Origin of the sequence: Corynebacterium sp. HMSC064E08 (assembly GCF_001811805.1) — a bacterium.
GTDB classification, from domain to species: domain Bacteria; phylum Actinomycetota; class Actinomycetes; order Mycobacteriales; family Mycobacteriaceae; genus Corynebacterium; species Corynebacterium jeikeium_D.
Genome location: NZ_KV806700.1, coordinates 462,610 through 485,245, shown reverse-complemented (window position 1 = coordinate 485,245; position 22,636 = coordinate 462,610). Strand labels below are relative to the sequence as shown.

At 59.4% G+C, this 22,636-nt stretch carries 21 protein-coding genes; 19 read left to right on the top strand and 2 right to left on the bottom strand.

Features of this window, described 5'->3' with window-relative positions; all coding sequences use genetic code 11:
- Positions 1-9 precede the first annotated feature (9 nt).
- The gene (locus tag HMPREF2820_RS07815) at positions 10-942 is read right to left on the bottom strand and encodes a DUF3109 family protein (protein WP_070439088.1); all 933 of its coding nucleotides are present in this window, start codon (positions 940-942) and stop codon (positions 10-12) included.
- Between the two features lie 34 nt (positions 943-976).
- Here HMPREF2820_RS07815 and HMPREF2820_RS07810 point away from each other — a divergent pair, with 34 nt between their 5' ends.
- From HMPREF2820_RS07810 to HMPREF2820_RS10720, 5 genes are all read left to right on the top strand, one after another.
- A complete protein-coding gene (locus tag HMPREF2820_RS07810; protein WP_161798518.1) occupies positions 977-1,915 on the top strand; it encodes a Ppx/GppA family phosphatase in 939 nt (312 codons plus the stop codon).
- A gap of 1 nt (position 1,916) precedes the next feature.
- Positions 1,917-3,320 carry a hypothetical protein gene (locus HMPREF2820_RS07805; RefSeq protein WP_070603567.1) on the top strand — a complete coding sequence of 468 codons (1,404 nt, stop codon included), beginning with the start codon at positions 1,917-1,919 and terminating at the stop codon, positions 3,318-3,320.
- A gap of 102 nt (positions 3,321-3,422) precedes the next feature.
- Complete coding sequence (gene proC, locus HMPREF2820_RS07800; protein ID WP_016421983.1) at positions 3,423-4,232, top strand: pyrroline-5-carboxylate reductase; 810 nt, start codon at positions 3,423-3,425, stop codon at positions 4,230-4,232.
- Between the two features lie 263 nt (positions 4,233-4,495).
- Positions 4,496-4,687 (top strand): helix-turn-helix domain-containing protein, encoded by a 192-nt coding sequence (locus HMPREF2820_RS07795; protein WP_005509751.1) that lies wholly within the window; start codon positions 4,496-4,498, stop codon positions 4,685-4,687.
- Between the two features lie 242 nt (positions 4,688-4,929).
- Positions 4,930-5,031 carry a 30S ribosomal protein bS22 gene (locus HMPREF2820_RS10720; RefSeq protein ID WP_003855542.1) on the top strand — a complete coding sequence of 34 codons (102 nt, stop codon included), beginning with the start codon at positions 4,930-4,932 and terminating at the stop codon, positions 5,029-5,031.
- Positions 5,032-5,268: 237 nt separating this feature from the next.
- Here the strand turns inward: HMPREF2820_RS10720 and HMPREF2820_RS07790 are convergent, their stop codons facing one another.
- On the bottom strand, positions 5,269-6,393 hold the full coding sequence (locus HMPREF2820_RS07790; RefSeq protein ID WP_070603566.1) for an HAD family hydrolase: 1,125 nt from the start codon (positions 6,391-6,393) through the stop codon (positions 5,269-5,271).
- Between the two features lie 165 nt (positions 6,394-6,558).
- On the opposite strand from HMPREF2820_RS07790, the gene HMPREF2820_RS07785 reads away from it, so the two are divergent.
- From HMPREF2820_RS07785 to ccsB, 14 genes are all read left to right on the top strand, one after another.
- On the top strand, positions 6,559-6,801 hold the full coding sequence (locus HMPREF2820_RS07785; protein WP_016421985.1) for a glutaredoxin family protein: 243 nt from the start codon (positions 6,559-6,561) through the stop codon (positions 6,799-6,801).
- A gap of 224 nt (positions 6,802-7,025) precedes the next feature.
- Entirely contained in the window at positions 7,026-8,468 is a 1,443-nt protein-coding gene (locus HMPREF2820_RS07780; RefSeq protein ID WP_083308454.1) for a glutamyl-tRNA reductase, read from the top strand.
- 15 nt (positions 8,469-8,483) lie between these two features.
- The gene (gene hemC / locus HMPREF2820_RS07775) at positions 8,484-9,416 is read left to right on the top strand and encodes a hydroxymethylbilane synthase (RefSeq protein ID WP_049190547.1); all 933 of its coding nucleotides are present in this window, start codon (positions 8,484-8,486) and stop codon (positions 9,414-9,416) included.
- 204 nt (positions 9,417-9,620) lie between these two features.
- Positions 9,621-11,288 (top strand): bifunctional uroporphyrinogen-III C-methyltransferase/uroporphyrinogen-III synthase, encoded by a 1,668-nt coding sequence (locus HMPREF2820_RS07770; protein WP_070603565.1) that lies wholly within the window; start codon positions 9,621-9,623, stop codon positions 11,286-11,288.
- A 47-nt stretch (positions 11,289-11,335) separates the two neighbouring features.
- On the top strand, positions 11,336-12,394 hold the full coding sequence (hemB, locus tag HMPREF2820_RS07765; RefSeq protein ID WP_070438168.1) for a porphobilinogen synthase: 1,059 nt from the start codon (positions 11,336-11,338) through the stop codon (positions 12,392-12,394).
- A 45-nt stretch (positions 12,395-12,439) separates the two neighbouring features.
- Positions 12,440-13,084, top strand: coding sequence for a hypothetical protein (locus HMPREF2820_RS07760; protein WP_070603564.1), 645 nt, complete (start codon positions 12,440-12,442; stop codon positions 13,082-13,084).
- Complete coding sequence (locus HMPREF2820_RS07755) at positions 13,081-13,461, top strand: hypothetical protein (RefSeq protein WP_070429271.1); 381 nt, start codon at positions 13,081-13,083, stop codon at positions 13,459-13,461. The genes HMPREF2820_RS07760 and HMPREF2820_RS07755 overlap by 4 nt, the downstream gene beginning before the upstream one ends.
- Positions 13,462-13,480: 19 nt before the next feature.
- Positions 13,481-16,072, top strand: coding sequence for a heavy metal translocating P-type ATPase (locus HMPREF2820_RS07750; protein WP_070603563.1), 2,592 nt, complete (start codon positions 13,481-13,483; stop codon positions 16,070-16,072).
- A gap of 35 nt (positions 16,073-16,107) precedes the next feature.
- Positions 16,108-17,454 carry a glutamate-1-semialdehyde 2,1-aminomutase gene (gene hemL / locus HMPREF2820_RS07745; RefSeq protein WP_070603562.1) on the top strand — a complete coding sequence of 449 codons (1,347 nt, stop codon included), beginning with the start codon at positions 16,108-16,110 and terminating at the stop codon, positions 17,452-17,454.
- Positions 17,455-17,461: 7 nt separating this feature from the next.
- Entirely contained in the window at positions 17,462-18,160 is a 699-nt protein-coding gene (locus tag HMPREF2820_RS07740) for a histidine phosphatase family protein (protein WP_083308453.1), read from the top strand.
- Positions 18,161-18,214: 54 nt separating this feature from the next.
- Positions 18,215-18,829 (top strand): TlpA disulfide reductase family protein, encoded by a 615-nt coding sequence (locus HMPREF2820_RS07735; protein WP_070603561.1) that lies wholly within the window; start codon positions 18,215-18,217, stop codon positions 18,827-18,829.
- A gap of 23 nt (positions 18,830-18,852) precedes the next feature.
- Positions 18,853-19,713, top strand: a complete 861-nt coding sequence (locus HMPREF2820_RS07730) for a cytochrome c biogenesis CcdA family protein (protein ID WP_070603662.1) — start codon at positions 18,853-18,855, stop codon at positions 19,711-19,713.
- Between the two features lie 14 nt (positions 19,714-19,727).
- Positions 19,728-21,431: a cytochrome c biogenesis protein ResB gene (locus HMPREF2820_RS07725; RefSeq protein WP_070603560.1), complete on the top strand. Its 1,704-nt coding sequence runs from the start codon at positions 19,728-19,730 to the stop codon at positions 21,429-21,431.
- Between the two features lie 172 nt (positions 21,432-21,603).
- The gene (gene ccsB / locus HMPREF2820_RS07720) at positions 21,604-22,611 is read left to right on the top strand and encodes a c-type cytochrome biogenesis protein CcsB (RefSeq protein WP_070603559.1); all 1,008 of its coding nucleotides are present in this window, start codon (positions 21,604-21,606) and stop codon (positions 22,609-22,611) included.
- The last annotated feature ends 25 nt before the right edge of the window (positions 22,612-22,636 follow it).

The following is a 22,636-nucleotide window of genomic DNA, read 5'->3' as shown; positions in this document are numbered from 1 at the left end:
AACCTCGACTTAAACCTCGTCCGGTGCCAGCCCCTCGGCCGCTGCGCGTGTGGCCGGGTGAATCGCCAGCAGTGGGTAGCCACTCGGCCCGAAAACCTTGGCCGCGCCCGCTGCTTCTCGGGCACGGCAGTGCTCCGCGAGAATTTCGTAGCACTCTTCGCCGATGAGCTCTATTAGCTCGGACTTGTGCGTGCGCCACACCGGCTCGCCACCGGTATGTGTGGCCGGCGCGCCCGTGCAGAACCACTCAAAGTCCTCGCCGCCATCGCCCCAGGCACGACGATCATATTCAGTAATGGTCGTGCGCAGAATCTCCTGGCCGTCTGGGCGTTCCTCCCAGTCCTCCAGTCGGCGCAGCGGCACCTGCCAGCACACATCCGGCTTGACCTTCACGGGGTCAATGTCGTTGGCCATTGCCCACTGGTGGATGGCACAGCCCGCACCATTGCGCCACCCGTCACGGTTGGCAAAAATGCAGGCATTCTTCACGACCTTCGTTTTCAGAGCAGGCTCAGGCTCTCCGTTTTCGTCGTCAAGCTCGTCCCACACTAACCACGGTTCCAACGGTTCGGAGGGGTCGGTTTCGTAGGTTTCGAGCCACTTCAGGGTTTGTTTGGGGCGGTTCTGCCACCACTGGGGCTCTGCGGAGTCGCCTTCCATTCGCTTTACGACGTCAATAACCCTCTCGCGGTCTTCTTCGTCGGTGATAAAGGCGCCATGGCCGCAGCATCCGACATCCGCGTTCGCGGAGTCGATGCCCTGGCAAGCGGAGGTGCCGAAAGCGCATTGATAGGAGCTCATCAACCAGGTTAGGTCGCAGGTGATGATATGTTCTGGGTCCTCCGGGTGGGCGAACTCGAACCACTCGCGGGGAAAGTCATAGGCGACTTCAGCGGGAGACGGTTGCGGTCCGCGACCGGGGCGGGGGTGGGGTTGATTCACACCAATACACCGTAGACCGTCTAACCTACTAAGAGTGAGATTAGGTGTATTAGATGTAGGTAGTAATACCGTCCACTTGGTGATGGTGGACGCCCGCCGGGGCGGACATCCGACTCCGATGAGTGATTCCAAGTCGACGATGAAGCTGGTCGAGTACCTGGATAAGGACAACAACCTGTCCAAGAAGGGCATTGACAAGCTGACGGGCTACGTCGCTGAATCCAAGGAATTGGTTGAGCAGATGAAGTGCGAAGAGATGATTAGCTTCGCCACTTCAGCTGTTCGCGATGCCACGAATGCGGACGAGGTTCTCGCCCACGTTGAGAAAGAAACTGGCATTAAGCTGCAGATTCTCTCCGGCGAGGATGAGGCTCGTCTGACCTTTTTGGCAGTACGGCGCTGGTACGGCTGGTCTGCTGGTCGTCTAATCAACCTGGATATCGGTGGCGGTTCTCTTGAGCTGACGTCGGGTACTGATGAAGATCCGGAGGCGGCGTACTCGCTGCTGCTCGGTGCGGGACGTTTGACCCACGAGTGGTTCGAGACCGATCCGCCGGAGCGCAAGAAGATTGACCTGCTGCGCGATTACATTGATGCTGAGCTCGCTGAGCCAGCGCGTCATCTGCGTACGCTTGGTGAGCCGGACTTGGCTGTCGCCACCTCGAAGACTTTCCGCACTCTCGCCCGCCTGACCGGTGCGGCGCCTTCCGCCGCTGGTCCCAGGGTTAAGCGCACTCTGACTGCCGCTGGTTTGCGCCAGTTGATTGCGTTTATTTCCCGCATGACGGCGGCTGACCGTGCTGAACTTGAGGGTGTTAGTGCGAATCGTTCTCACCAAATTGTCGCAGGTGCTCTCGTTGCAGAGGCTAGTATGCGAGCATTGGGATTAGAGAAGGTCGAGATTTGTCCTTGGGCGCTGCGCGAGGGCATCATCTTCCGACGACTGGACAGTGACCTATACGGAAAGGGTTGAGATGAGCGAGGAAAAGCTCACCGTTGCCGAACTGCTGGCGCGGCGGCAGAAGGAGGGAGCCCCCTCTGAACCACCGCGGCGCCGCCGTCGACGCAGCCTTGAAGAAGGCGGTGTGTCCGTTCAGGAACTCACCGGCTCAATCCCTCGTGTAAAGGCCGACGAACCGCGACGTGGTGCTCACGCTCTTTCCAACGCAGACGACGACCAGACGACTACGAGCGATCTGCTTGCCGAAGAAGCTGCGGCCAACGCCGCCGAAGAAGCGCAGGCAGCCGAACCGGAGGTAGAAGCTCCGGAGCACTCGGAGGCTGTCGCTGATTCAGTGGTAGTTGCTGAAGGGGCGGATTCTTCGGAGCATGAGGTTCAAGCTGAGGCCGAGGCTGAAGCTGCTGCTCAGGAAGAAGAGGAGTCGGAAGTAGCTGAGGCTGATGCCGAGGTCGCTGAGGCCGAGGTCGCGGAGGCCGAAGCTGACGAAGTTACCGAAGTTGCTGAAGAACCGGCTGCTCCGGTAGCACCGGCAGCTTCGCAGCAGGAGCAAGCCGCGCAGAGCACACCAACTGCGCAGCCAGCAGCCCCGGCGGTGCCATTGGCAATTCCGATGGAACCCCGTCCGGTCATGGTCAACTCCGAGCGTTCGGAGATTACCTACACCTTCACCGAACTGCGTGACATGGCAGACGAGTCGCAGCAGATTGGGGAGCCGGGGCCAGTCGCTCGTGCAGTACTCACCGGTTCCAACGCTTACGACGACCGTCCGACCGCCTCCATTCCGGTTGTCCAGGACAATGTCAACGAAGAGTCCGAGGTATCCGCTGAATCGGATGACGTCGACGGTGAACAGCTTGCTGAGGCTGAAGCCGCTCAGGAAACCGCTAGCTTCGAGGCTGCCGACGCTGACGCCGATACCGGTGCCGCTTCCAAGGCGGCAGTGGCAGCCGCTGTTGCTCCTGAAGTTGCACAGGCGGAAGACGCACAGGCCGATATTGAGCAGGCCGAGGACGCCCCCGCTGAGGCTGCACAGGTCGAGACCACACCGACCCAGGCCGCAGCTGACGAGAAGCAGGCGGAGCCCCGGGACGTCGTTAAGCGTGAAGAATCCAAGAGCTCCAAGGGCAAGGCCGTCGCGCGCGATGGCTACGCTGAGGACAATTCCCTCTCGGTGCCGTTGCTGCTAATCCAGGTTTTCGTGGGTCTGATTGCTGGTGCATTGGTGTTCCTGGGCTTCACCATGGCCTGGTCGTCGCTGCCAAAGATCGTGGTTGTCATCATGGCTCTCGTGGTCGCTGGTGGCTTCGCGGGAATGGCGAACTACCTGCGCCGTGAGAAGGACAAACTGACACCGATTCTCGCGGGACTTGTCGGTTTGGCGCTGACATTTGGCCCCTGGATTCTCTTCCAGTTGTAGTGGGGTCAACAGAATAATCATCACCTGATGCAGGGGTCGGAAGCGTAGTTTTCCGGTCCCTGCATTCGCATGTGTGGGCCAGTTTTGGCACACTTAGCGTCCATGACAAGAATTGCTGTAATTGGTGGCGGAAAGATTGGTAGCGCACTCGTCGGTGGTCTCATCGACGGTGGTGTCTCGCCTTCCTCGATTTATGTGGTGGGGCGCACCAAGGAGAGCCTGGCCGGTCTGAAGGAGACCTACGGCATTGTCGATGCCGACGACCCAGTAGGGGCCGTCGACGGTGCCGACGTGGTGTTCTTGTGCGTAAAACCGTACTTGATTATCGACATGCTCGAGCAGATTGCCGACGTGCTCGATGACTCTGAGGTCGACACCATTGTGGTGTCGATGGCGGCTGGCATCACGCTGGACAAGATGGAAAGCGTCTGTGCTGTCGGTACTCCGGTGATCCGCGTCATGCCGAATACCCCGATGCTGGTGGGCAAGGGGGTCTGTGCAGTCGCGCCGGGCCGCTTTGTCACGGAGAGCCAGACCGACGAGGTTGTCGAACTGTTGAAGAAGGTCGGCAGCGTTGAGGTTGTCGATGAGTCGCTGATGTCTGCAGTCACTGCAGTCTCGGGCTCCGGTCCGGCTTACTTCTTCCAGTTCGTCGAGGCGATGACCGACGCGGGTGTGAACCTGGGGCTCAAGCGTGATCAGGCTAAGCGTCTGGCGTCGGCTACGGCTGCTGGTGCGGCTGAGATGATGATGCAGGAAGGTGCGGACCCGACTGCGCTGCGTGCCGATGTCACTTCGCCGGGCGGTACAACAGCTGCGGCCACCCGAGTTTTCGAGGAAGAGGGCATTCGTCGCGCGGTGCATCGTGCGCTGCAGGCTTGCTATGACAAGGCCAACGAGATGGGTAAATAAGTATGTCGCCGCGTGGAAGCGGGTGTACAAGTAACCCCAATATTTGGGGCATTGGAGATGGTCAGTGGCAGTAGCTAATCCGATACGCAGGGACGATGGGTTAGTCACAACTGTCACACCATTCGCCAATGCCCCTATTTTTTATCAAAAATCGCACCGGCACCTTGCCTACCGGTAGGATATGAAAAGCACGTGCGTGTCACGATTTTCTGCAGGAGGGGAAGCCTGCAGCGCGTCGCGTGCGCTGAAGGGAATATTTACTAATGCAGAATGCAGATAAAGGCACCTTTCTGACCGTTGCGGAAGTTGCTGACATCATGCGCGTATCTAAGATGACCGTCTACCGCCTGGTTCACGCTGGCGAGCTGCCGGCAGTGCGCGTTGGCCGTTCTTTCCGCGTCCATGAGTCCGCAGTCAAGGAATACCTGGACTCCTCCTTCTACAACGCGGGTTAATTTTTTCTGCCTTTAAGCGGGGCTGTTTGACCTGAACGCATATGTCCCCGCTATGATTAATCCGATTAGTACATGGTGCTGTGCTGCGCCCCTGTTTCCTATCGTCTTCAAGTCATGAAGTATCTAGCTGTGAAGGCGGAAGGAAAAAGGGCGTGACATCTCGGCGGTTGTAAGGCCGCATTGAGTACGCCGCCATTGTGCAAGAAAAGAAATTTCCGTCAACGAATAGCGAGGTCGAGCCGATGGGTTCCGTCATTAAGAAGCGTCGCAAGCGCATGTCGAAGAAGAAGCACCGCAAGATGCTTCGCCGTACCCGCGTGCAGCGTCGTAAGCTCGGCAAGTAAGCCAGTATTCCTGCCGTTATCGCAGGAGCGCGCGTGCTGCGTCGCGTACACGTTTAAAAGCAGAACCCGCCCGGTCTCGTTGAGATAGGGCGGGTTTTGTCGTTGGGGGCTAATCACGGGCTGCCGATTACGGGCTGCAAATGTGAAACTGTAGGAGTTTATGACACTTTCATGCCACTTTTCGAGCCATTTTAGTCATAAACGCAGTCACTAACTCTCGAGTGCGCCTAGCAGCGTTTAACTTTCCTTATTCGCGTCCCACAGTCGCTTGCCGACGAGTCCCGCGCCCCCGACAGCTCCTGCCAGCAGTGCTCCGATCGAGAGCCACCGCATCGTGGCGAAGGTTGCGGAGCGGAAGTGACGGTAGTCGTAGACAGTCCACCGCATCTTCTGGGCGTAATTCCGCAATTTGCGGTCCGGGTTGATGGCTACGGCGGTGCCTACCATGGACAGCATGGGGATATCGTTGGCGGAATCTGAGTATGCCGTGCAGCGAGACATGTCCAACCCGGAAGAGGCCGCCAGAGCTGCCACCGCGTGCTTCTTGCCCGGGCCGTGGAGAATATCGCCTACCAGGCGGCCAGTGAACTTGCCATCTTTGACCTCGGCGACCGTGCCAAGGGCGCCGGTCAGTCCGATGTGCTTAGCGATAACCTGGGCCAGCTGCACCGGGGTGGCGGTGACCAGCCAGACCTCTTGGCCAGCCTGGATATGTAGTTCCGCCAGATCGCGGGTGCCTTGGTAAACGCGGTCGCTGATCTTTTCTTCAAAGATTTCTTCGCCGAGTTTGACCATTTCATTCACATCGTGGCCGGCGAAAAACTCCAATGCCTGTTCACGAGCCTTAGCTACGTCGGCAGCGTTTTCCGCGCCTGAGATTCGGAACTTCAGCTGCTTCCAAATCATGCCGGCCAAATCGCGCTTCTTGATGAAGCCGCGCTCGACCAAACCCATGGCAAAGAGGAAGATTGATGCGCCCTGGACAAGCGTGTTGTCCACATCGAAGAAAGCGGCTGCGCCTTGATCGCGTTCGACACCTGGAATGGGCTGCGAGAGCACACGTGCACCGCCAGCGGCATCTTCGGCACCCGCTACACTGCGAAATCCCGTAGCCAGTTCTTCGCCGCCGACGTCGTAGACTTCGCCGAGAGCTTCCAGTGCATTTGCAGCCGCTGCAGCACCAGCTTCCTCCTGTGCTTCGTCATTGAGCGGAGCGAGAACTACCTGCTCGAGGAAGTTGCGGACGTTACCCTGCGAGGACGCAAGGTCACCCAGCATGTCGATGGGGAAGGGGGAGCGGTTGTCGGCACTGAACTCACTCACGGCACGAAAATCTCTTTCCACGGTGTATGCAACCGACATCCGTTATCGGAAGCTCTTGTTGAATATTATCCGCTCTTTAGGCAAAGCTGCGCGCTGAGATTCAAGGAGCGGATAAGGGCAAGGATAAGAAGAGTCACTTTTGCAGGGGAAGTGTGGGGAGGGGGACGTCGTAAAGCGAAACAGTCGACCTTTAGACTGGCCGTTATGGTGACTGTGACGGTGATGAGTAGGAAGACGTGCGGTTCGTGCGCCCGAGTGATTGCGCAGATTGAGCCGCTAGTTCGGGACCAAAATGCGCAGTTCCAGGTGGAAGACGTCGATACCGATCCGAACTTGGCCATGGAATTTGGCGATCGCGTGCCGGTGATTTTGGTCAATGATGAGGAAATCGCTTGCTGGGAAATCGATGATGATGAACTCCTGGAAGCGATAGCGGAGGCCGAATAAGTTCGGGAGACAACTCTGCCAAACTGCTAGGAGCTGCGGAGACATGGCAGAATGTGGAGTAGCGGCAAAGAAGCAGGGGAGTGCTGCGAACATCGAGGTAGAGACTAAGTAAAGTATGCCTTTGTTGTGACGAGATGGCAGAGTTGTCTAGCGTTAACAGTCATAGCTGTGTGAAAAAGCCCGTAGCGGGGCCTGTGAAGGAGCAATAGAGCGGTGATTGAGCGGTGAGTGTGCTTCTCGTCGGAATGTCGTACCGGTCTGCACCGGTGACCCTTCTTGAAAAGGTCTCCGTCGGTGAAACTGAGCGAGAGGCCATTTTGGCTCGGCTGGTCGCGGATGAAGCGATCAGCGAAGCGATGCTGTTGTCGACCTGTAACCGCGTTGAGTACTACGTGGTGGCCAACGGCTTCCACTCTGGGCTATCGGCCGTGGTCCGTGAAATTGTCGGTCGTACTGGGCTCGAACTCGATGAACTGACACCGCACCTCTATGTGCGGTACGCACAGGCCGCAGCGGAGCATGCCTTCTCGGTGTGTGCTGGTCTTGACTCGATGGTGCTGGGGGAACAGCAGATTATCGGTCAGCTTCGCAATGCTTACCAGGAAGCGGACGAAGCCGGCACCGTCGGCCGCATGCTGCATGACTTGGCGCAGAAGGCGCTGCACACAGGTAAGCGAGTCCACAGCGAAACGCTGATTGATAACGCGGGCGCATCGATGGTCTCCGTGGCCATCGACGAGGCGATTGCTGCGCTGCATCCTGGGTTCAACTCTGGTGTTGACGTCGCTGAGGGTGCCGATATTCTGGCCGGACGTTCGGCCCTTATCCTCGGCGCCGGTGCGATGAGTTCGCTGGCCGCCAGTTACCTGGGGCGCTGCGGCATTGATCGTCTGATTATTGCCAACCGCACCGTTGACCGGGCGCAGAACCTGGCTAACCACTCGATCGAAGCGGGCATCCCCGCTACTGCTATTGCGTTGCATGATTTCGCTGATGTCCTCGATGATGTGGACATTCTCGTCAGTGCCACCGGAGCCATGACTCCAGTGGTCTCAGCTGCAGATGTTGTCAACCACGGCCCGCTCGCCATCGTCGATTTGTCTATGCCTCGCGACGTCGCGGAGGATGTCTCCGGGCTTGAGGGGATCGCACTCTTCAACATCGAATTGCTGCAGATGACTCGCACGGAGGTTCCGGGTCGTGATGATGAGGCTGCAGCGCGCGACATTGTGGCCGAAGAGTTGGAGTCCTACCTCACGGCGCAGCGCGCAAGCGAGGTAGCACCGACTGTTCGCGCTCTGCGTGAGCGCGCGGCGGATGTGGCGGCGGCTGAGCTCGCTCGCCTGGAGGCGAAGACACCGGGTCTTACTCAAAAGGAACGTCGCGAGGTCGAGTCCACGGTTCGCCGCGTCGTCGATAAGCTCTTGCACGCGCCAACGGTGCAGGTCAAGAAGCTTTCTAGCCAGCAGGGCGGTGGCAACTACGCGCTTGCCCTGCAGAAGCTCTTCGACCTGCCCCTATCCACCCCCTCTGGCCTGTATGCTGACACCGATATCCCCGCAGATCTCATGGTAGAGGGCCGAATTGGGCGGATGCAGGGATTTGAGCAGTATGGTCTTGACAGTAGTGCCATCATTGAAGGCGTTGCTGAAACCACCAAAAATTAACACCCGGAGGGAAACATGCCTGACCCAGCGACTATTCGTATCGGTACCAGGGGCTCGGAACTGGCTACGACACAGGCCGGTCACGTCCGTGATGCACTGATTGAGCTGGGACAGCCTGCAGAGCTGGTGATTGTAAAGACCGCCGGTGACCATAACCGCCACGACCCGGTGGAAAAGATTGGCATCGGTGTCTTCACCCAGGCGCTGCGTCATGCACTCCGCGAGGGGGTGTGCGACATTATCGTGCACTCGTTTAAGGACCTGCCGACCCTGCCGGAAGACGACATGATGGTCGCAGCCGTGCCGGAGCGCGTCGATCCGCGAGAAGCGCTGATTTCCCGTGATGCTACGCCGCTGATGGACCTGCCTGAGGGTGCTCGTGTGGGTACCTCCGCGCCGCGTCGTGTCTCTCAGCTGCGTGCGCTGCGCTCCGATCTGGAACTTGTACCACTGCGTGGAAACATCGAAACCCGCATGGGGCGTGTCTCTGAGGACTTGGACGCTGTCATTCTGGCTCGCGCCGGACTGGAGCGCACGGGTCGCCTCGGAGAGATTGCGGAATCCCTGGACGTGGACGTCCTCATGCCGGCCCCGGCTCAGGGCGCCCTGGCGCTGGAGTGCCGCACTGCTGACCGCGAAATTGTGGATATTCTGCGCAAGATTGACCACCCGGTGTCCCATGCCCGCGCTGTCGCTGAGCGCGCGGTACTCAATGAGCTGGAAGCGGGCTGCACCGCTCCGGTCGCGGCCTACTCAACCGTGAGCGACAGTGGTGAACTCACCCTGCAGGCGGGGGTGTTCGCACTCGACGGTTCGCGTCAGTTGCTCGAGACCGCTACCGCAAACGTGGATAAGGCCGATGAGCTTGGCCGGAAGGTTGCGGCGGCCCTGCTCGAACGGGGTGCTCATGAGGTAATGGGCGATACCCTGCGGGAATCTCAAAAGTAGCCGGTTAGTTAATTTGGCTCAAACCCTTTATGCTAATAGGCCTGTATGCATGCCGTTGGGATAAGGGTTTCCTTCGTGTGCTCGCATGTGAGATTCAGGTGTCCACCTGCCACTCACATGCGTTGGCGCATGTCCGCTTTCTTCCTTCAAGACTCATCGGCACGAAAAGTGAACAACCAATAGAAAAGAAATCACTCCGCAACGATGAACACCTCCCTCCCCTCAGCAACGGGACGCATCCTGTTCGTCGGCGCTGGTCCTGGAAATCCCGACCTGCTGACGCTTCGCGCCCGTGAGATTCTCGCAGACACCGCTATCGCCTACGTCGACGCCGATGTCATGCCGGGGGTTCGAGAGCTCGTCGCAACCGATGTGCCTGTTCCTCCCGAGCTGCTGAAGGAAGCCGAGGAAGAGTACGAGCGCATGTGCGCCGCAGCCAAGGCCAAGGGATCTCGTCGTAAGCCGCCGCGTCCGGCACCACCGACCGCCGCAGATCTGCGCACGCCTATCGACGATCCCAAGAAGATGGCCAACCTGCTGGTCGAAGAAGCCGCTAAAGGCAATGACGTGGTGCGTTTGGTGGCAGGCAATCCGCTGACCAACGATTCGCTGCTGGCCGAAATCAACGAGGTCTCGCACGCCGATGTTGAGTTCCAGATTGTCCCTGGCATGTCCGTGCCCTCCACCGTCCCGGCATTTGCCGGTATCGCGTTGGGCTCGACGTACACGGAGACCGATCTCGGTCGCGCCGATGTGGACTGGGACGAGCTGGCCCAGGCACCACAGCCGCTGGTACTGCAGGCCGTGCAGGACGACCTGTCCGCCATTGCAACTGAGCTCGGCGAACGCGGCCTGCCGTCGTCGTTGCCGGTGTCGGTGACTGTCAACGGTACGACTCGTCTGCAGCGCACCTACGACGTCACGCTGGGCACCTTGGCGCAGCTCTCGGGTGACCTGGCCGGTCCGCTGGTGGTCACGCTTGGCAAGGGTGTGGACAATCGTTCGAAGTACTCATGGTGGGAAAACCGCGCTCTCTACGGATGGAAGGTGCTGGTCCCACGTGCCAAGGCGCAGGCAGGGCCGATGAGTGCCCGTCTCGTTGCGCACGGCGCCATCCCGATTGAGGTCCCGACCATCTCAATCGAGCCACCGCGCAGCCCGGCGCAGATGGAACGCGCCATCAAGGGGCTTGTCGACGGCCGTTACCAGTGGGTTGTCTTCACTTCCGTCAACGCCGTCACCGCAGTGTGGGAGAAGTTCCAGGAATTCGGCTTGGACGCGCGCTCCTTCGCCGGGGTCCGCATCGCAGCAGTCGGCCATCGCACCGCCGCTGCCATCCGCGATCTCGGCATCACTCCGGAGCTGCTTCCGGATGACACTCGTCAAAATGCCGCGGGCATTGTCGACGTGTTCCCGGAGTACATCGAGGATCTCGATCCGGTCAACCGCGTGCTGCTGCCGCGCGCCGATATCGGCACCGATGTGCTTGTCGACGGTCTGATTGACCTGGGCTGGGAAGTTGATGATGTGGTCGCTTACCGTACCGTGCGGGCAGCGCCACCGAGTGCGGATATCCGCGACATGATTAAGTCCGGTGGCTTCGACGCAGTGTGCTTTACCTCGGGGTCGACGGTGAAGAACCTGGTCGGCATCGCGGGTAAGCCGCATGCTCGCACCATCATTGCCTGCATCGGGCCGATGGCCGCAGCCACGGCTCGCGAGTACGGCCTGCGGGTAGATGTCGTGCCGGAGCGCGCAAGCATCCCGGAGCTGGTGGATGCGCTGGCAGAGCATGTTGCGCAACTGCGGGCGGCAGGGCAGCTGCCACCACCGCGCAAGAAGCGTCGTCGTTCGCGTAAAACCAAGGACTGAGCAGGGGCGTACCGGAGCGAGTTCGCGTTTTGATTAAGGTTGTCTTTATGACTACATCTGGAGCTTCTGAATCATCCCGCGAAATCGATCTCGAACAGTTTGGATTTCCTCTCCCGATTCGTCGCCCACGCAGGCTGCGCACCAACCCGGTGATGCGTGCGATGACGGCGGAGACGACACTGACTCCGAAGAATCTCATCCTGCCCATGTTTGTTGCAGATGGTATTGATGAGCCGAAGCCAATCAGCTCCCTGCCCGGGGTAGTGCAGCATACCGAGGACTCCCTGGTAGAAGCTGTGCGCGAGGCTGTTGAGGCAGGTATCTCGGCAGTTGACCTCTTCGGTGTCCCGCTGGATGCGGACAAGGACGGCGAGGGCTCTGAGTCCTGGAATCCGGAGGGCGTACTCAACCGTGCCCTGCGTCGTCTCCGCGACGAGTTCGGGAATGACATTTTGATCATGGCCGACACCTGCCTGGATGAGTTCACTGACCACGGCCACTGTGGTGTACTGGGCACGGATCGCTTCGGCAACACGGTCGTTGAGAATGACCGCACGCTGATTAACTACGTCAAGATGGCCGTTGCGCAGGCCGACGCCGGTGCCCATATCGTGTCCCCTTCGGGCATGATGGACGGCCAGATTGCCGCAATTCGCGAAGGCCTGGATGCCGCTGGCCATGAGGATGTCTCCATCATGGCGTACTCGGCAAAGTACGCCTCCGCCTTCTACGGTCCATTCCGTGAAGCTGTGGGCAGCTCGCTGCAGGGCGATCGCCGTACCTACCAGCAGGATCCTGCAAACCGTCGTGAGTCCCTGCTTGAAGTGCAGCTCGACGTTGACGAAGGCGCGGACATGGTGATGGTCAAGCCGGCCATGAGCTACCTGGACATTCTGCGCGAGGTCGCAGATATGTCGCCGGTGCCGGTTGCCGCCTACCAGGTCTCTGGTGAGTACGCGATGATTCACGCCGCTGCCGCCAACGGGTGGATTGACCTGGATGCTGCGATGATGGAAGCAGTGCTGAGCATTCGCCGTGCTGGTGCGGAGCAGATTTTGACGTACGCAGCGGTGGACTTGGCGAAGAAGCTGCGTGCCCAGTTCTAATCCGCTGGGGTGAACGTGCAGTAGTAAATATCGAGAAGTGGACGGATGACTAAAGAAGAGAAGAAGCCCGCAATTCCCGAGCAGGTCGAGGGAGCTAGGCAGGCGTGGCGGGTTACGGCCGTGTTGCAGCTGCTCGTCGCTGCGGTAGCTACGGTGACCTACTGGTTGCATCCGGAAATGCTGATGAGCCCCTCAACCGCTAAGGAGAATTTCCCGGGTTTCAGCGAGGGCCAGATTGATGCCGCCATGAAGGCGACTATCGTTATCGCGTTCTTTTTCGCAGTGGGGCTTTGCATCGCGTTCTTCGCAATCATCGAGCGAATGCGCAAGGGGAGTGAAGGTGCTCGCACCGTGCTGGTTATCGGCTCGCTTTACCTGGCTCTGTCAGCGCTGATGTCCTTCTTCTCTTCTACGGCTTCCGAATCGGGAGTGCCGGCATCCCTCGTTCTTATCAGCGGAATTGTGCGAATCGCCTCTGCCACTGCCGCGGTAGCTGGCCTGGTGCTGGCCGCTTCGAAGGAGTCCAAGGACTACTTCGATCATCAGCGCCCATCGAAACCGTGGACTCCGTCCGCCACGGAATCGCATCTGCCGAGAACGTCGAAGCATGGCGCTGATCCCCAGCAGCAACAGCAGCTGGACCAGTCACAGCCCCAGCAGCCCAAGCAGCCTGAGGAGTCCAAGCGATGATGTCCCTGCCGAGTCGGCCCTGGCAGTGGGTGCTCTTCGTCGCGCTCATCGCCCAGATTGTCCTGAGCTTGATACTGGTCACCGGCGACTACTCGCAGGCTCCCGCCGCCGTTGGCCGCGATATCTACATCGTCGCCGGTGTGACGCTGGTCTGCTCGCTTATTGGTAGCGGCTGCTTGCCGACGGCCACTGAGTTCAAACTCTCCCGGAACTGCCTGCTCATCATGGTGATTATCACGGCTCTCGCCATGTTCTTTGCCGTTATGGCCGGCGCGCTGACTGTATGGGTTATCGTGCCCAGCCTGGCAATGGCGTGTGGACTACTGTTGCTCTATCGTGAATTAGCGCTCACGCGCGCCAACCAGCCACAGGATTAGACGGAAAGTTTCAAAGGCCATGAGTGACACCGGTGAGTTTGATTTCTCTCTGGACAATCGCGTTGAACAAGCGATTGTGGATGCCAAGGTCGCTGCTCGTAAGGCATTGCCACGAAGCCGTCAGGACATCGACGAAGAAAGTGCCCATCAGCGACTTGCACACCGCAGAGGCCAGTCCAACACAGCTTTCGCACTCATCCTGGAAAACTTGGAAAACGCCGAGAGCGCTGAGCGTGCTGAGCATGTTTTGGAATCCTTTCCAGATGTGACGGCCTCTGTGGTCTACAAGCCCGGACGCGCGTGGATTACCGCGCCCGATACCATCGATCCGAATCAGTTCATCGAAGCTCTCCGCGAAATTGGGGTCGAGTCGTACCTCACGCGCAGCACGCTTCGGCGTCGTGCAACTCGGCTGGATGTGTCACAACATCGCCGTCCCGCTGTTCCGGCTGCCGCTCAACAGAATGAGGAGGAGCGCATTCGCCGTCGTGAAGCGGCCTTGCGCCGAAGCGGCGGTGGCGCGGAAGTACTGTTCACGGCGCGTGAACTGGTGACCAAGCAACGCTTTTGGGGAAGCCTGTTCCTATCGATTCCGGTGCTGGTGACGTCGTTGAACGTCAACTGGCAGTTCCCGGGTTGGCAGTGGATGTGTCTTGTGCTGACCACGATTGTGGTGTGGTGGGGTGGTTGGCCGTTCCACCGGGCAATGGCGGCGTCCCTGCGTCGGCGGATGTCGGCGCTGGATGGGGCGAGCTCCATTGCCATCCTGCTGGCGTGGCTGTGGTCGCTAGCGCAGCTTATCTTTGGTCCCGCGGGACAGATTGGATATACCACTGCGCCCACGTGGTTTGCTTTCAACTACCGGGAAAGCGCCTCGGCAGAGGTGTTTTTCGACGTTGCCTGCGGTCTGACCGTGCTGTTGCTAACAGGTCGCATGTTTACGCGCTACAACAAGGTGCGTACTGGACAAATCTTGCGCAACCTGCGCATTCCAGCTGAGCGAAACGTGACAGTCGTGCGCAAGAGCGCTAAATCCGCGGAGCCGAAACGGGTGGAGGTGACGGTCGCGGAGCTCAATATCGGTGATGACATCGTGGTTCCACCGCACTCGGTGATTCCAGTTGACGGCTCAGTCATCGGTGGTGCGTCCATGATGGATGCGCAGCTACTCGGTATCGGCGTTGAACCGCAGAAGGTCAAGGTCAATTCCAAGGTTTGGGCCGGTGCAATCAACCTGGATTCGGAGCTCAAGGTGCGCGTGGAACGCACCGGTTTCAAGACCCGGGCGTCATCGATAGCGCGCTGGCTTCGTCAAGCGGTTCGAGAAGAAACGGTGATGCACCAGACCGCAGTGCACTCGGCATCAGAGCTGGTGCCATGGACGCTGTCGTTGGCGGGCGTGGCTTTTTGCGGCTGGTGGCTGGCTACGGGCACGATGAGCGGTGCCCTCGCGGTAGCGCTGGCTATGCTCTCGGGCATCGCGCCGGTGGCATTGGCAATGTCTACGTCGACCGTGCAGCGCATCGGGATTCTGGCCGGTGCTAGTAACGGAATCTTGATTCGTGGCAATGAGACTTTCCGAAAGCTGGCCGCTGCCGATGTGGTGATTTTTAACCGAGTTGGAACGCTGACCGAGGGTGACACCCACGTGCTCGGTGTCGCCGCTGAGCGCAATGAAAATCCGGATCTGGTTCTGCGTGTGGCGGGCGCTCTCATGATGGAGAGCAACCACCCGGCATCGGCGGCCATCGTACGCGCGTGCCGTGCATCCCGCGACGCCGGTTCCGGCGGTGGCGAGGTGCCGCACTGGATTGAGACCGTACACGTCGCAATTGCGGAAGATGGTGCGTTCGTTGGCCAGGTAGAGATTCCGGTGAAGGACTCCGACGACAAGTTAGAGATGCGCTTTGTTGAGGGGCGTGTTTGGCGTCCGCGTGATCTCACTGCACTCAGCGAGAAAATGGCTGTGGCTGCGCTCAGTGGCGGTACTCCGATGGTGGTGTCGTGGCGTGGCAAGGTCCGTGGTGTCATCACCATTGGTGAGGACATTAAGCCCGATGCGGTCGAGAGCATTGACCAGCTTGAGGATATGGGCGTGGACACCATGATGATCACGCGAGATCCGTATCCAGTAGCCCGTCGTTTTGCTGACCGGCTGAATATCTCACGAGTATTCGCGGGCATCATTGCCTCCCGCAAGGCCATTGCGGTGCGTTCGGTACACAGTGACGGCGAGACTGTCGTGATGGTTGGCGACAAGGACATCCGGGACTCTCTGCGTGCCGCTGACGTGGGTGTTTTGATGGACAACACCGAAGGCAATCAGAATCTTGATGTTGATTACGCCGATGTCGTGGCACTGCGTAACAACGTGTTGTCGATTCCGGAGGCCATTGAAATCGCACGTGCTGTGGTGCGGATGATGGACTCCAACATCTACTTTGCGTGGTTCTACAACGTTGCGGTCATCCTGCTGGGTATGACCGGTATGATTCACCCGCTGCTGGCATCGCTTTTGATGATTTTCTCCAGCTTGTGGATCGACTGGCGATCCCGTCGAGTGTCCTCTCGCCGCAAGCATCTATTCAGGGTGAAGCTGGGACGTTGGTAGGGCAGGGTAGCCCTTCATCCGAGTGGCCGTCTACGATGGTCACCGTGACTCAAGACATTAATGCTCCTCATGTCCCAGAAAACGTTGAGCTCACCGATCGTTCGGCAGAGTTCTTTACGCAGGCTCAGGCAGTGACGCCGGGTGGCGTGAACTCGCCGGTCCGCGCCTTCGGTTCCGTCGGTGGCACCCCACGTTTCATTGACCACGCCGCGGGCTCTCGTCTCGTGGATGTTGATGGCAACGAATATGTGGACTTGGTCTGCTCGTGGGGTCCAATGATTCTGGGCCACGCGCACCCGGCAGTGGTGGAGGCCGTTCAGAGCGCCGCCACTCGCGGTTTGTCTTTCGGCGCTCCGACGACGGCTGAGACCGACCTGGCTCGTCACATCGTTGAACGCACGTCGGTAGATGAGGTGCGTCTGGTCAACTCTGGCACTGAGGCCACCATGTCCGCAGTGCGCCTGGCTCGCGGTTTCACTGGCCGTTCCAAGATCATCAAGTTCGCCGGCTGCTACCACGGTCACGTGGACGCGCTGCTGGCATCGGCCGGTTCCGGTGTCGCTACTTTTGGTCTGCCGGATTCGCCGGGTGTCACCGGTGCATCGGCTGCCGACACCATTGTTGTTCCTTATAACGACATTGAGGCCGTCAAGGCCGCATTCGCTGAGAACCCGGGCGAGATTGCCTGTGTCATCACTGAGGCGGCAGCGGGCAACATGGGTACCGTCGCACCGCAGGACAACTTCAACGCGAAGTTGAAGGAAGTCTGCCATGCAGACGGCGCACTGCTGATTCTCGATGAGGTCATGACTGGCTTCCGCGCTTCCTACAACGGCTGGTACGGCATTGATGGTGTGGCCGGTGACCTGACCACCTTCGGCAAGGTCGTCTCCGGTGGTCTGCCAGCAGCTGCCTTTGGTGGTCGCCGCGACGTCATGGAGTACTTGGCTCCGAACGGTCCGGTGTACCAGGCAGGCACACTCTCCGGTAACCCGGTCGCTATGGCAGCTGGCCTGGCCAACCTGGAAAATGCCACGAAGGATGTCTATGACACCGTCACAGCCAACGCAGATCGCCTGGCCACGATTCTGTCCGACGCCCTGACCAAGCAGGGCGTGGCCCACCACATTCAGCGTGCGGGCACGATGCTCTCGCCACGCTTCGCCGAGGGCGAGGGCCATAACTTTGAGCAGATGCAGGCAGCGGATACTTTCCGCTACCCGGCTTTCTTCCACGCCCTACTGGCCAATGGTGTCTACCCGCCGGCTTCTTGCTACGAGACCTGGTTCGTCTCCGCTGCGCTGACCGACGCCGACTTCGAGATTATCGAGCGTGCAGCAGCCCGCGCGGCCGAGGCGGCGGCAGCCGCCAAGCCGGAGTAGGTGACACGTGTCGAACAAGACCAATTCGCAGGCCGAGCAGCAGGAATCGCAGCCGACACAGCCGGAAAACCAGGCGTCTAAGCGTGCAACAAAGCACGCCAAGACCACGGTCGTACATCTCGTCCGCCACGGCGAGGTTTATAACCCGGATAAGATTCTCTACGGTCGCCTGCCCGGCTGGCACTTGTCTGAGCGCGGTCAGCGCCAGGCAGCAGCCACGGCCTCGTCCTTCGAAGGCCACGACATCCGCTACTTCGCCTGCTCTCCGCTGCAGCGCACGCAGGAAACCTCACGGCCCTTCACCGAGGTAATCGGCATGAAGCCGACCCTGGATGAAGATTTGCTGGAGGCTGGCAACTCCTTTGAGGGTTTGCACATCAAGGGCATTGACTCCGCACTGTGGAATCCGAAGTACTGGCCACGGCTGCGTCGTCCGAGCGTGCCCAGCTGGGGCGAGCCCTACGAGGAGATCGCGGACCGTATGTTCCACGCCATCGAGCGAGCCCGCGAGGCCGCCGAGGGAGGGGAAGCGGTGCTGGTGACGCACCAGCTGTGCATCATTGCAGCTCAGCGTCGTGCGCGGTACTTGAAGCTCGCCCACAACCCGGCAACTAGGCAGTGCGATCTGGCGAGCGTGACCTCTTTGATCTTCGTCGGAGACACCATTGTCGACGTGCGCTACAGTGAACCGGCCGGTCACCTGTAAGGTGAATAAATAGTCTTGTTGAAGTTTCACTGACCCCGGAAGGTGGCACCCCAAGTGGCCAAGGTCTCATCGTCCCGAATTGCAGCAACGCTAGCGGCAGCAACTCTGTCTCTGTCGCTCGTAGCATGTAACCCCGGAGATTCAGTGGGACACGATGCCGTTGCCGTCGGCGGTCAGTTCGAGTTTGTTTCTCCAGGGGGTCAGCAGATCATTGACTACGCACCGGAGGAGCGCAAACCGGTCGGCAAGGTGTTCGGTCCTTCTCTAGAGGACGACGACAAGAAAATCTCCCTCGATGACTTCAAGGACCAGATTGTGGTTCTGAACGCCTGGGGCCAGTGGTGCGCACCGTGCCGCTCCGAGTCGGATGACCTGCAGTACGTCCAAGAACAGATGGAAGAGGAAGGCATCGGCACTGTCCTCGGCATTAACGTCCGCGACAATGTCCGCCAAGCTCCCATCGACTTTGTGAAGGACAACGGCATCACCTACCCGTCCATCTACGATCCGGCTTTCGTCAACGCCGGTGCGCTCGGTGGTATCCCGGCGTCGGTGATTCCGACGACCATCATCCTGGACAAGCAGCACCGCCCGGCGAAGGTCTTCCTCCGCGAGGTCGATCACACCATGCTGATGAAGGCTGTCAATGAAGTGAAGGCGGAGGGCTAGGCCCCGGCATGTCAACTCTTGCCATGGACACGATCTTTTCTGCCGATGGCATCGGCCAACAGTTCGCCGACGCTGCCACCGGCGGTCCCATTGTGTTGGGGCTGCTCGCCGCTGCACTGGCCGGTCTCGTCTCCTTCGCCAGCCCGTGCGTTATTCCGCTTGTGCCCGGTTATGTCTCCTATCTCACTGGTATTTCCGGAGCATCGGGGGCGCAGGGCAATGGCGTGACGACGGGAGTTGCGGACGCAACCTCCGTCGATAAGCATGACGGCGATGGAGGCCGTGGCCAGCGTTCCTCAACAGCCCGCGTCGGCCTGGCTGCGTTGCTGTTCGTGTTGGGCTTTACTGTCATTTTCGTGCTGGGTTCGGCCTCTATTTTCGGGCTCGTGTCCACGTTGCGTTTGCAGGCGCGCACGCTGACGATTGTCGGTGGCGTGGTGACCATCGTGATGGGGCTTGCCTTCATGGGTATGGTGCCAGCGCTGCAGAAGGACACCCGCATGGCGCCGAAGCGCTGGACCACGTGGCTGGGAGCGCCACTGCTTGGCGCGGTGTTCGCGCTGGGGTGGACGCCGTGTCTGGGGCCGACGCTGACTGCAATTATTTCGGTGTCCGCAGGTACACAGGGAATGACCGCGGCCAGGGGAGTGGCGCTGATTATCGCTTACTGCCTGGGGCTGGGGCTGCCGTTCATCTTGGTGGCGCTGGGGTCGGCACGCGCGATGCGCGGAGTGGAATTCCTGCGTAAGCACTCGCGAACTATTCAGCTCATCGGTGGTGTGGCGCTGGTGCTGGTCGGAATTGCCCTGGTCACGGGACTGTGGGATGTTTTTGTTGCCTGGGTTCAGGCCGCTTTTATTACTGATACGGTAACGCCAATTTAGTGAAAGATTTTTCGATGTCGGTGAATTGGAATAAGGTACGACAGCCCTTCCAGCAGGTCTGGAACTGGTTGACTAGCATGCGCACAGCGCTGATTCTGCTGTTCATCCTCGCTTTCGCAGCGGTTCCGGGCGCCCTGTTGCCACAGCGCTCGCTGAATAAGGACAAGGTCGACCAGTATCTTGCCGCCAACGGCAAGACCGCCGAGATCATGGATAAGCTGCAGCTTTTCGATGTCTTCTCGTCCGTCTGGTTCGTCGCCATCGTGGCCTTGCTGCTGATTTCCCTGGTCGGCTGCATTATTCCGCGCACCATCGACCACTACAAGGCCATGAAGACACCACCGGCCAAGGCGCCGAAACGGTTAGCGCGTCTTCCGCTTCACGACGAAGCCGTGGTCGATGCCTCTGCGGATGAAGTTTCTAAGCGGGTGCGTGAGCGCCTGAACAAGTGGGCGTTGACCGAGACTCCAGCAGATGAAGATCGCGCTGGGGCACGATCCTTTTCCGCGGAGAAGGGATACCTGCGTGAGTTTGGCAACCTGGTGTTCCACCTGGGCATTGCGCTGCTGATTATCATCGTCGGTTGGGGTCGCATGACCTATTACGAAGGTCAGGTCATTTTGCTGACCAACACCGGCACCGAGATATCTGACGACAACGTCAACAGCGCGGTGGGCGTTCCGTTCTGTAATACTGCTGCGGCGAACTTTGACTCGCTGCGCGCTGGCAACACCTTTGACGGTACGACGCTGAACCCATTCTGTATTCAGGTCGATGACTTCTTCGCCGACTACCTGCCGAATGGCCAGGCCAAGATGTTTACCTCTCATATCCGTTATGCGGAAGAGGAGGACATGCGCAAGCCTGTCGATGAATGGGAAAAGGCCACGCTGCAGGTCAATCACCCACTGCGCATTGCGGGTGACCGCGTGTACCTGCAGGGCCACGGCTTTGCCCCGGCGTTCAAGGTGACCTGGCCGAATGGTGAGTCGCGTACTTCGATTGTTCAGTTCCGCCCAGATGATTTGACGTACTTCCTGTCTTCGGGTGCTCTGCGTTTTGACCCGCCTGCAGGCATGTACCCGGACCTGTTCGAGCGTCGCCAGAACCAGATTGCGATTGAGGGCCTGTTCGCCCCGACCGCCGAGTTCACTGGTGAAGAGGGCGCCCTGTTGCAGTCCTCCTACCCGGCCATGCAGGATCCGGCTGTGGCCGTCGATGTCTACCGAGGCGACGCTGGCCTGGACACTGGACGTTCGCAGGGTCTGTTCTCCCTCGACCGCGACCTGATGCACTCGGGTCAGCTGGAAAAGGAGGCCCGCGTCAACCTTAAGAAGGGCGAATCCACCGAGCTTGCCGACGGCACCAAGATTGAATTCCTCGGTGCGAAGGAGTTCGTCAACTTGCAGGTTTCGCACGATCCCACGCAGTTCTGGGTACTGGTGGCGACTGTGGCCGCACTGGCTGGCATGGTGATGTCGCTGGGTATTAAGCGCCGTCGTATTTGGGTGCGTATGTTCCCGCTGGAAGATGGCCGCACTCGCGTTGAGTTCGGTGGCCTGGCCCGCACCGACAAGGCCGGTTGGGGCGAGGAGTTTCAGTACATCGTGGACGACATCCTGGAACGCGATAGCGATGACGAGGACAGCGAAGGAAACGATGTTGCCAAGGATGACACTGCCGATAAGGACAGCACAGACAACAAGGTCAAAAGCTAACTGACCATTAAGTCTGTTCCATTCCTCTGCGGGGGTGAATGCGCGGGGGCGAAAATTTCGCCTTCGCGCAACTTTTTGTGTCCCCCATGTCCGGCCCCCTTTTGCTTAGTCCCTCTTTAGTACTAGGGTTTGAAGAAGTATTCCGCTAATTCCACACTTTGGAGCCAAGTACATGCTCGTCAATAAGACACTGGCGCAGTTTTCGGACTGGTCGTACTTCACGGCCTTCGCCTTTTATCTTGTGGCCTTTGTTGTTTCCATTGCCTACTACAGCCGTCGTATCGCGGTTGCTGAAGCGAAGAGTCAGGTTGCCGAGCGCGAGCTGGTAGCCGCTGGTGCTGGTGGCGGATCCACCACTGCTACGGCTGACTCGGGGGAGTCGGCGACGAAGTCGTCGGCAAGCGAGCCTAAGAACCAGGCGCTGACGAACCGACTCGGCTTTGTGACGGAAATGCTGATTTACGTCGGTGTGGCCGTGCACTTTGCATCGGTGCTGCTGCGTGGCCTGGCTGTGCAGCGTTTCCCGTGGGGCAACCTCTACGAGTACGTCTCAGTTTCCATTCTGTTTGCTATGGCAATTGCAGCTGGCGTACTGCATCGTGAAACCATGCGTGTGTTCTGGCCGTGGATGCTGGCTCCGATTCTGGCGCTGATGTTTTACGGCGGTAAGAACCTATATGTTGAGGCTGCTCCGGTGGTGCCGGCACTGCAGTCGATTTGGATTCCGGTTCACGTCTCGATTATTTCTATCGGGTGCAGTATCGCACTGATTTCCGGTGTCGCCTCGATTCTGTACATGCTGCGGATGTACAACCGCGAGGGCAAGGAAAAGGGTTTCCTAGGCAAGCTGGTCTCGCCGCTGCCGGATGCACAGAAGCTGGATGCGATTGCCTACCGCACCGCTATTTGGTCCTTCCCGCTGTTCGGTCTGGGCATTGTTCTCGGCGCTATTTGGGCGGAGTCCGCATGGGGCCGCTACTGGGGCTGGGATCCGAAGGAGACCACGGCTCTGATCTCCTGGATTATCTACGCTCTGTACCTGCACGCTCGCGCGACCTCGGGTTGGCGTAATACCAAGGCCGCGTGGATTAACATCTTCGGTTTCGCGACCATGGTGTTCAACCTCTTCTTCATCAACATGGTGGTTTCGGGCCTGCACTCCTACGCTGGTCTGAACTAAGTCTTCACACTTGTACAAAGCCGGC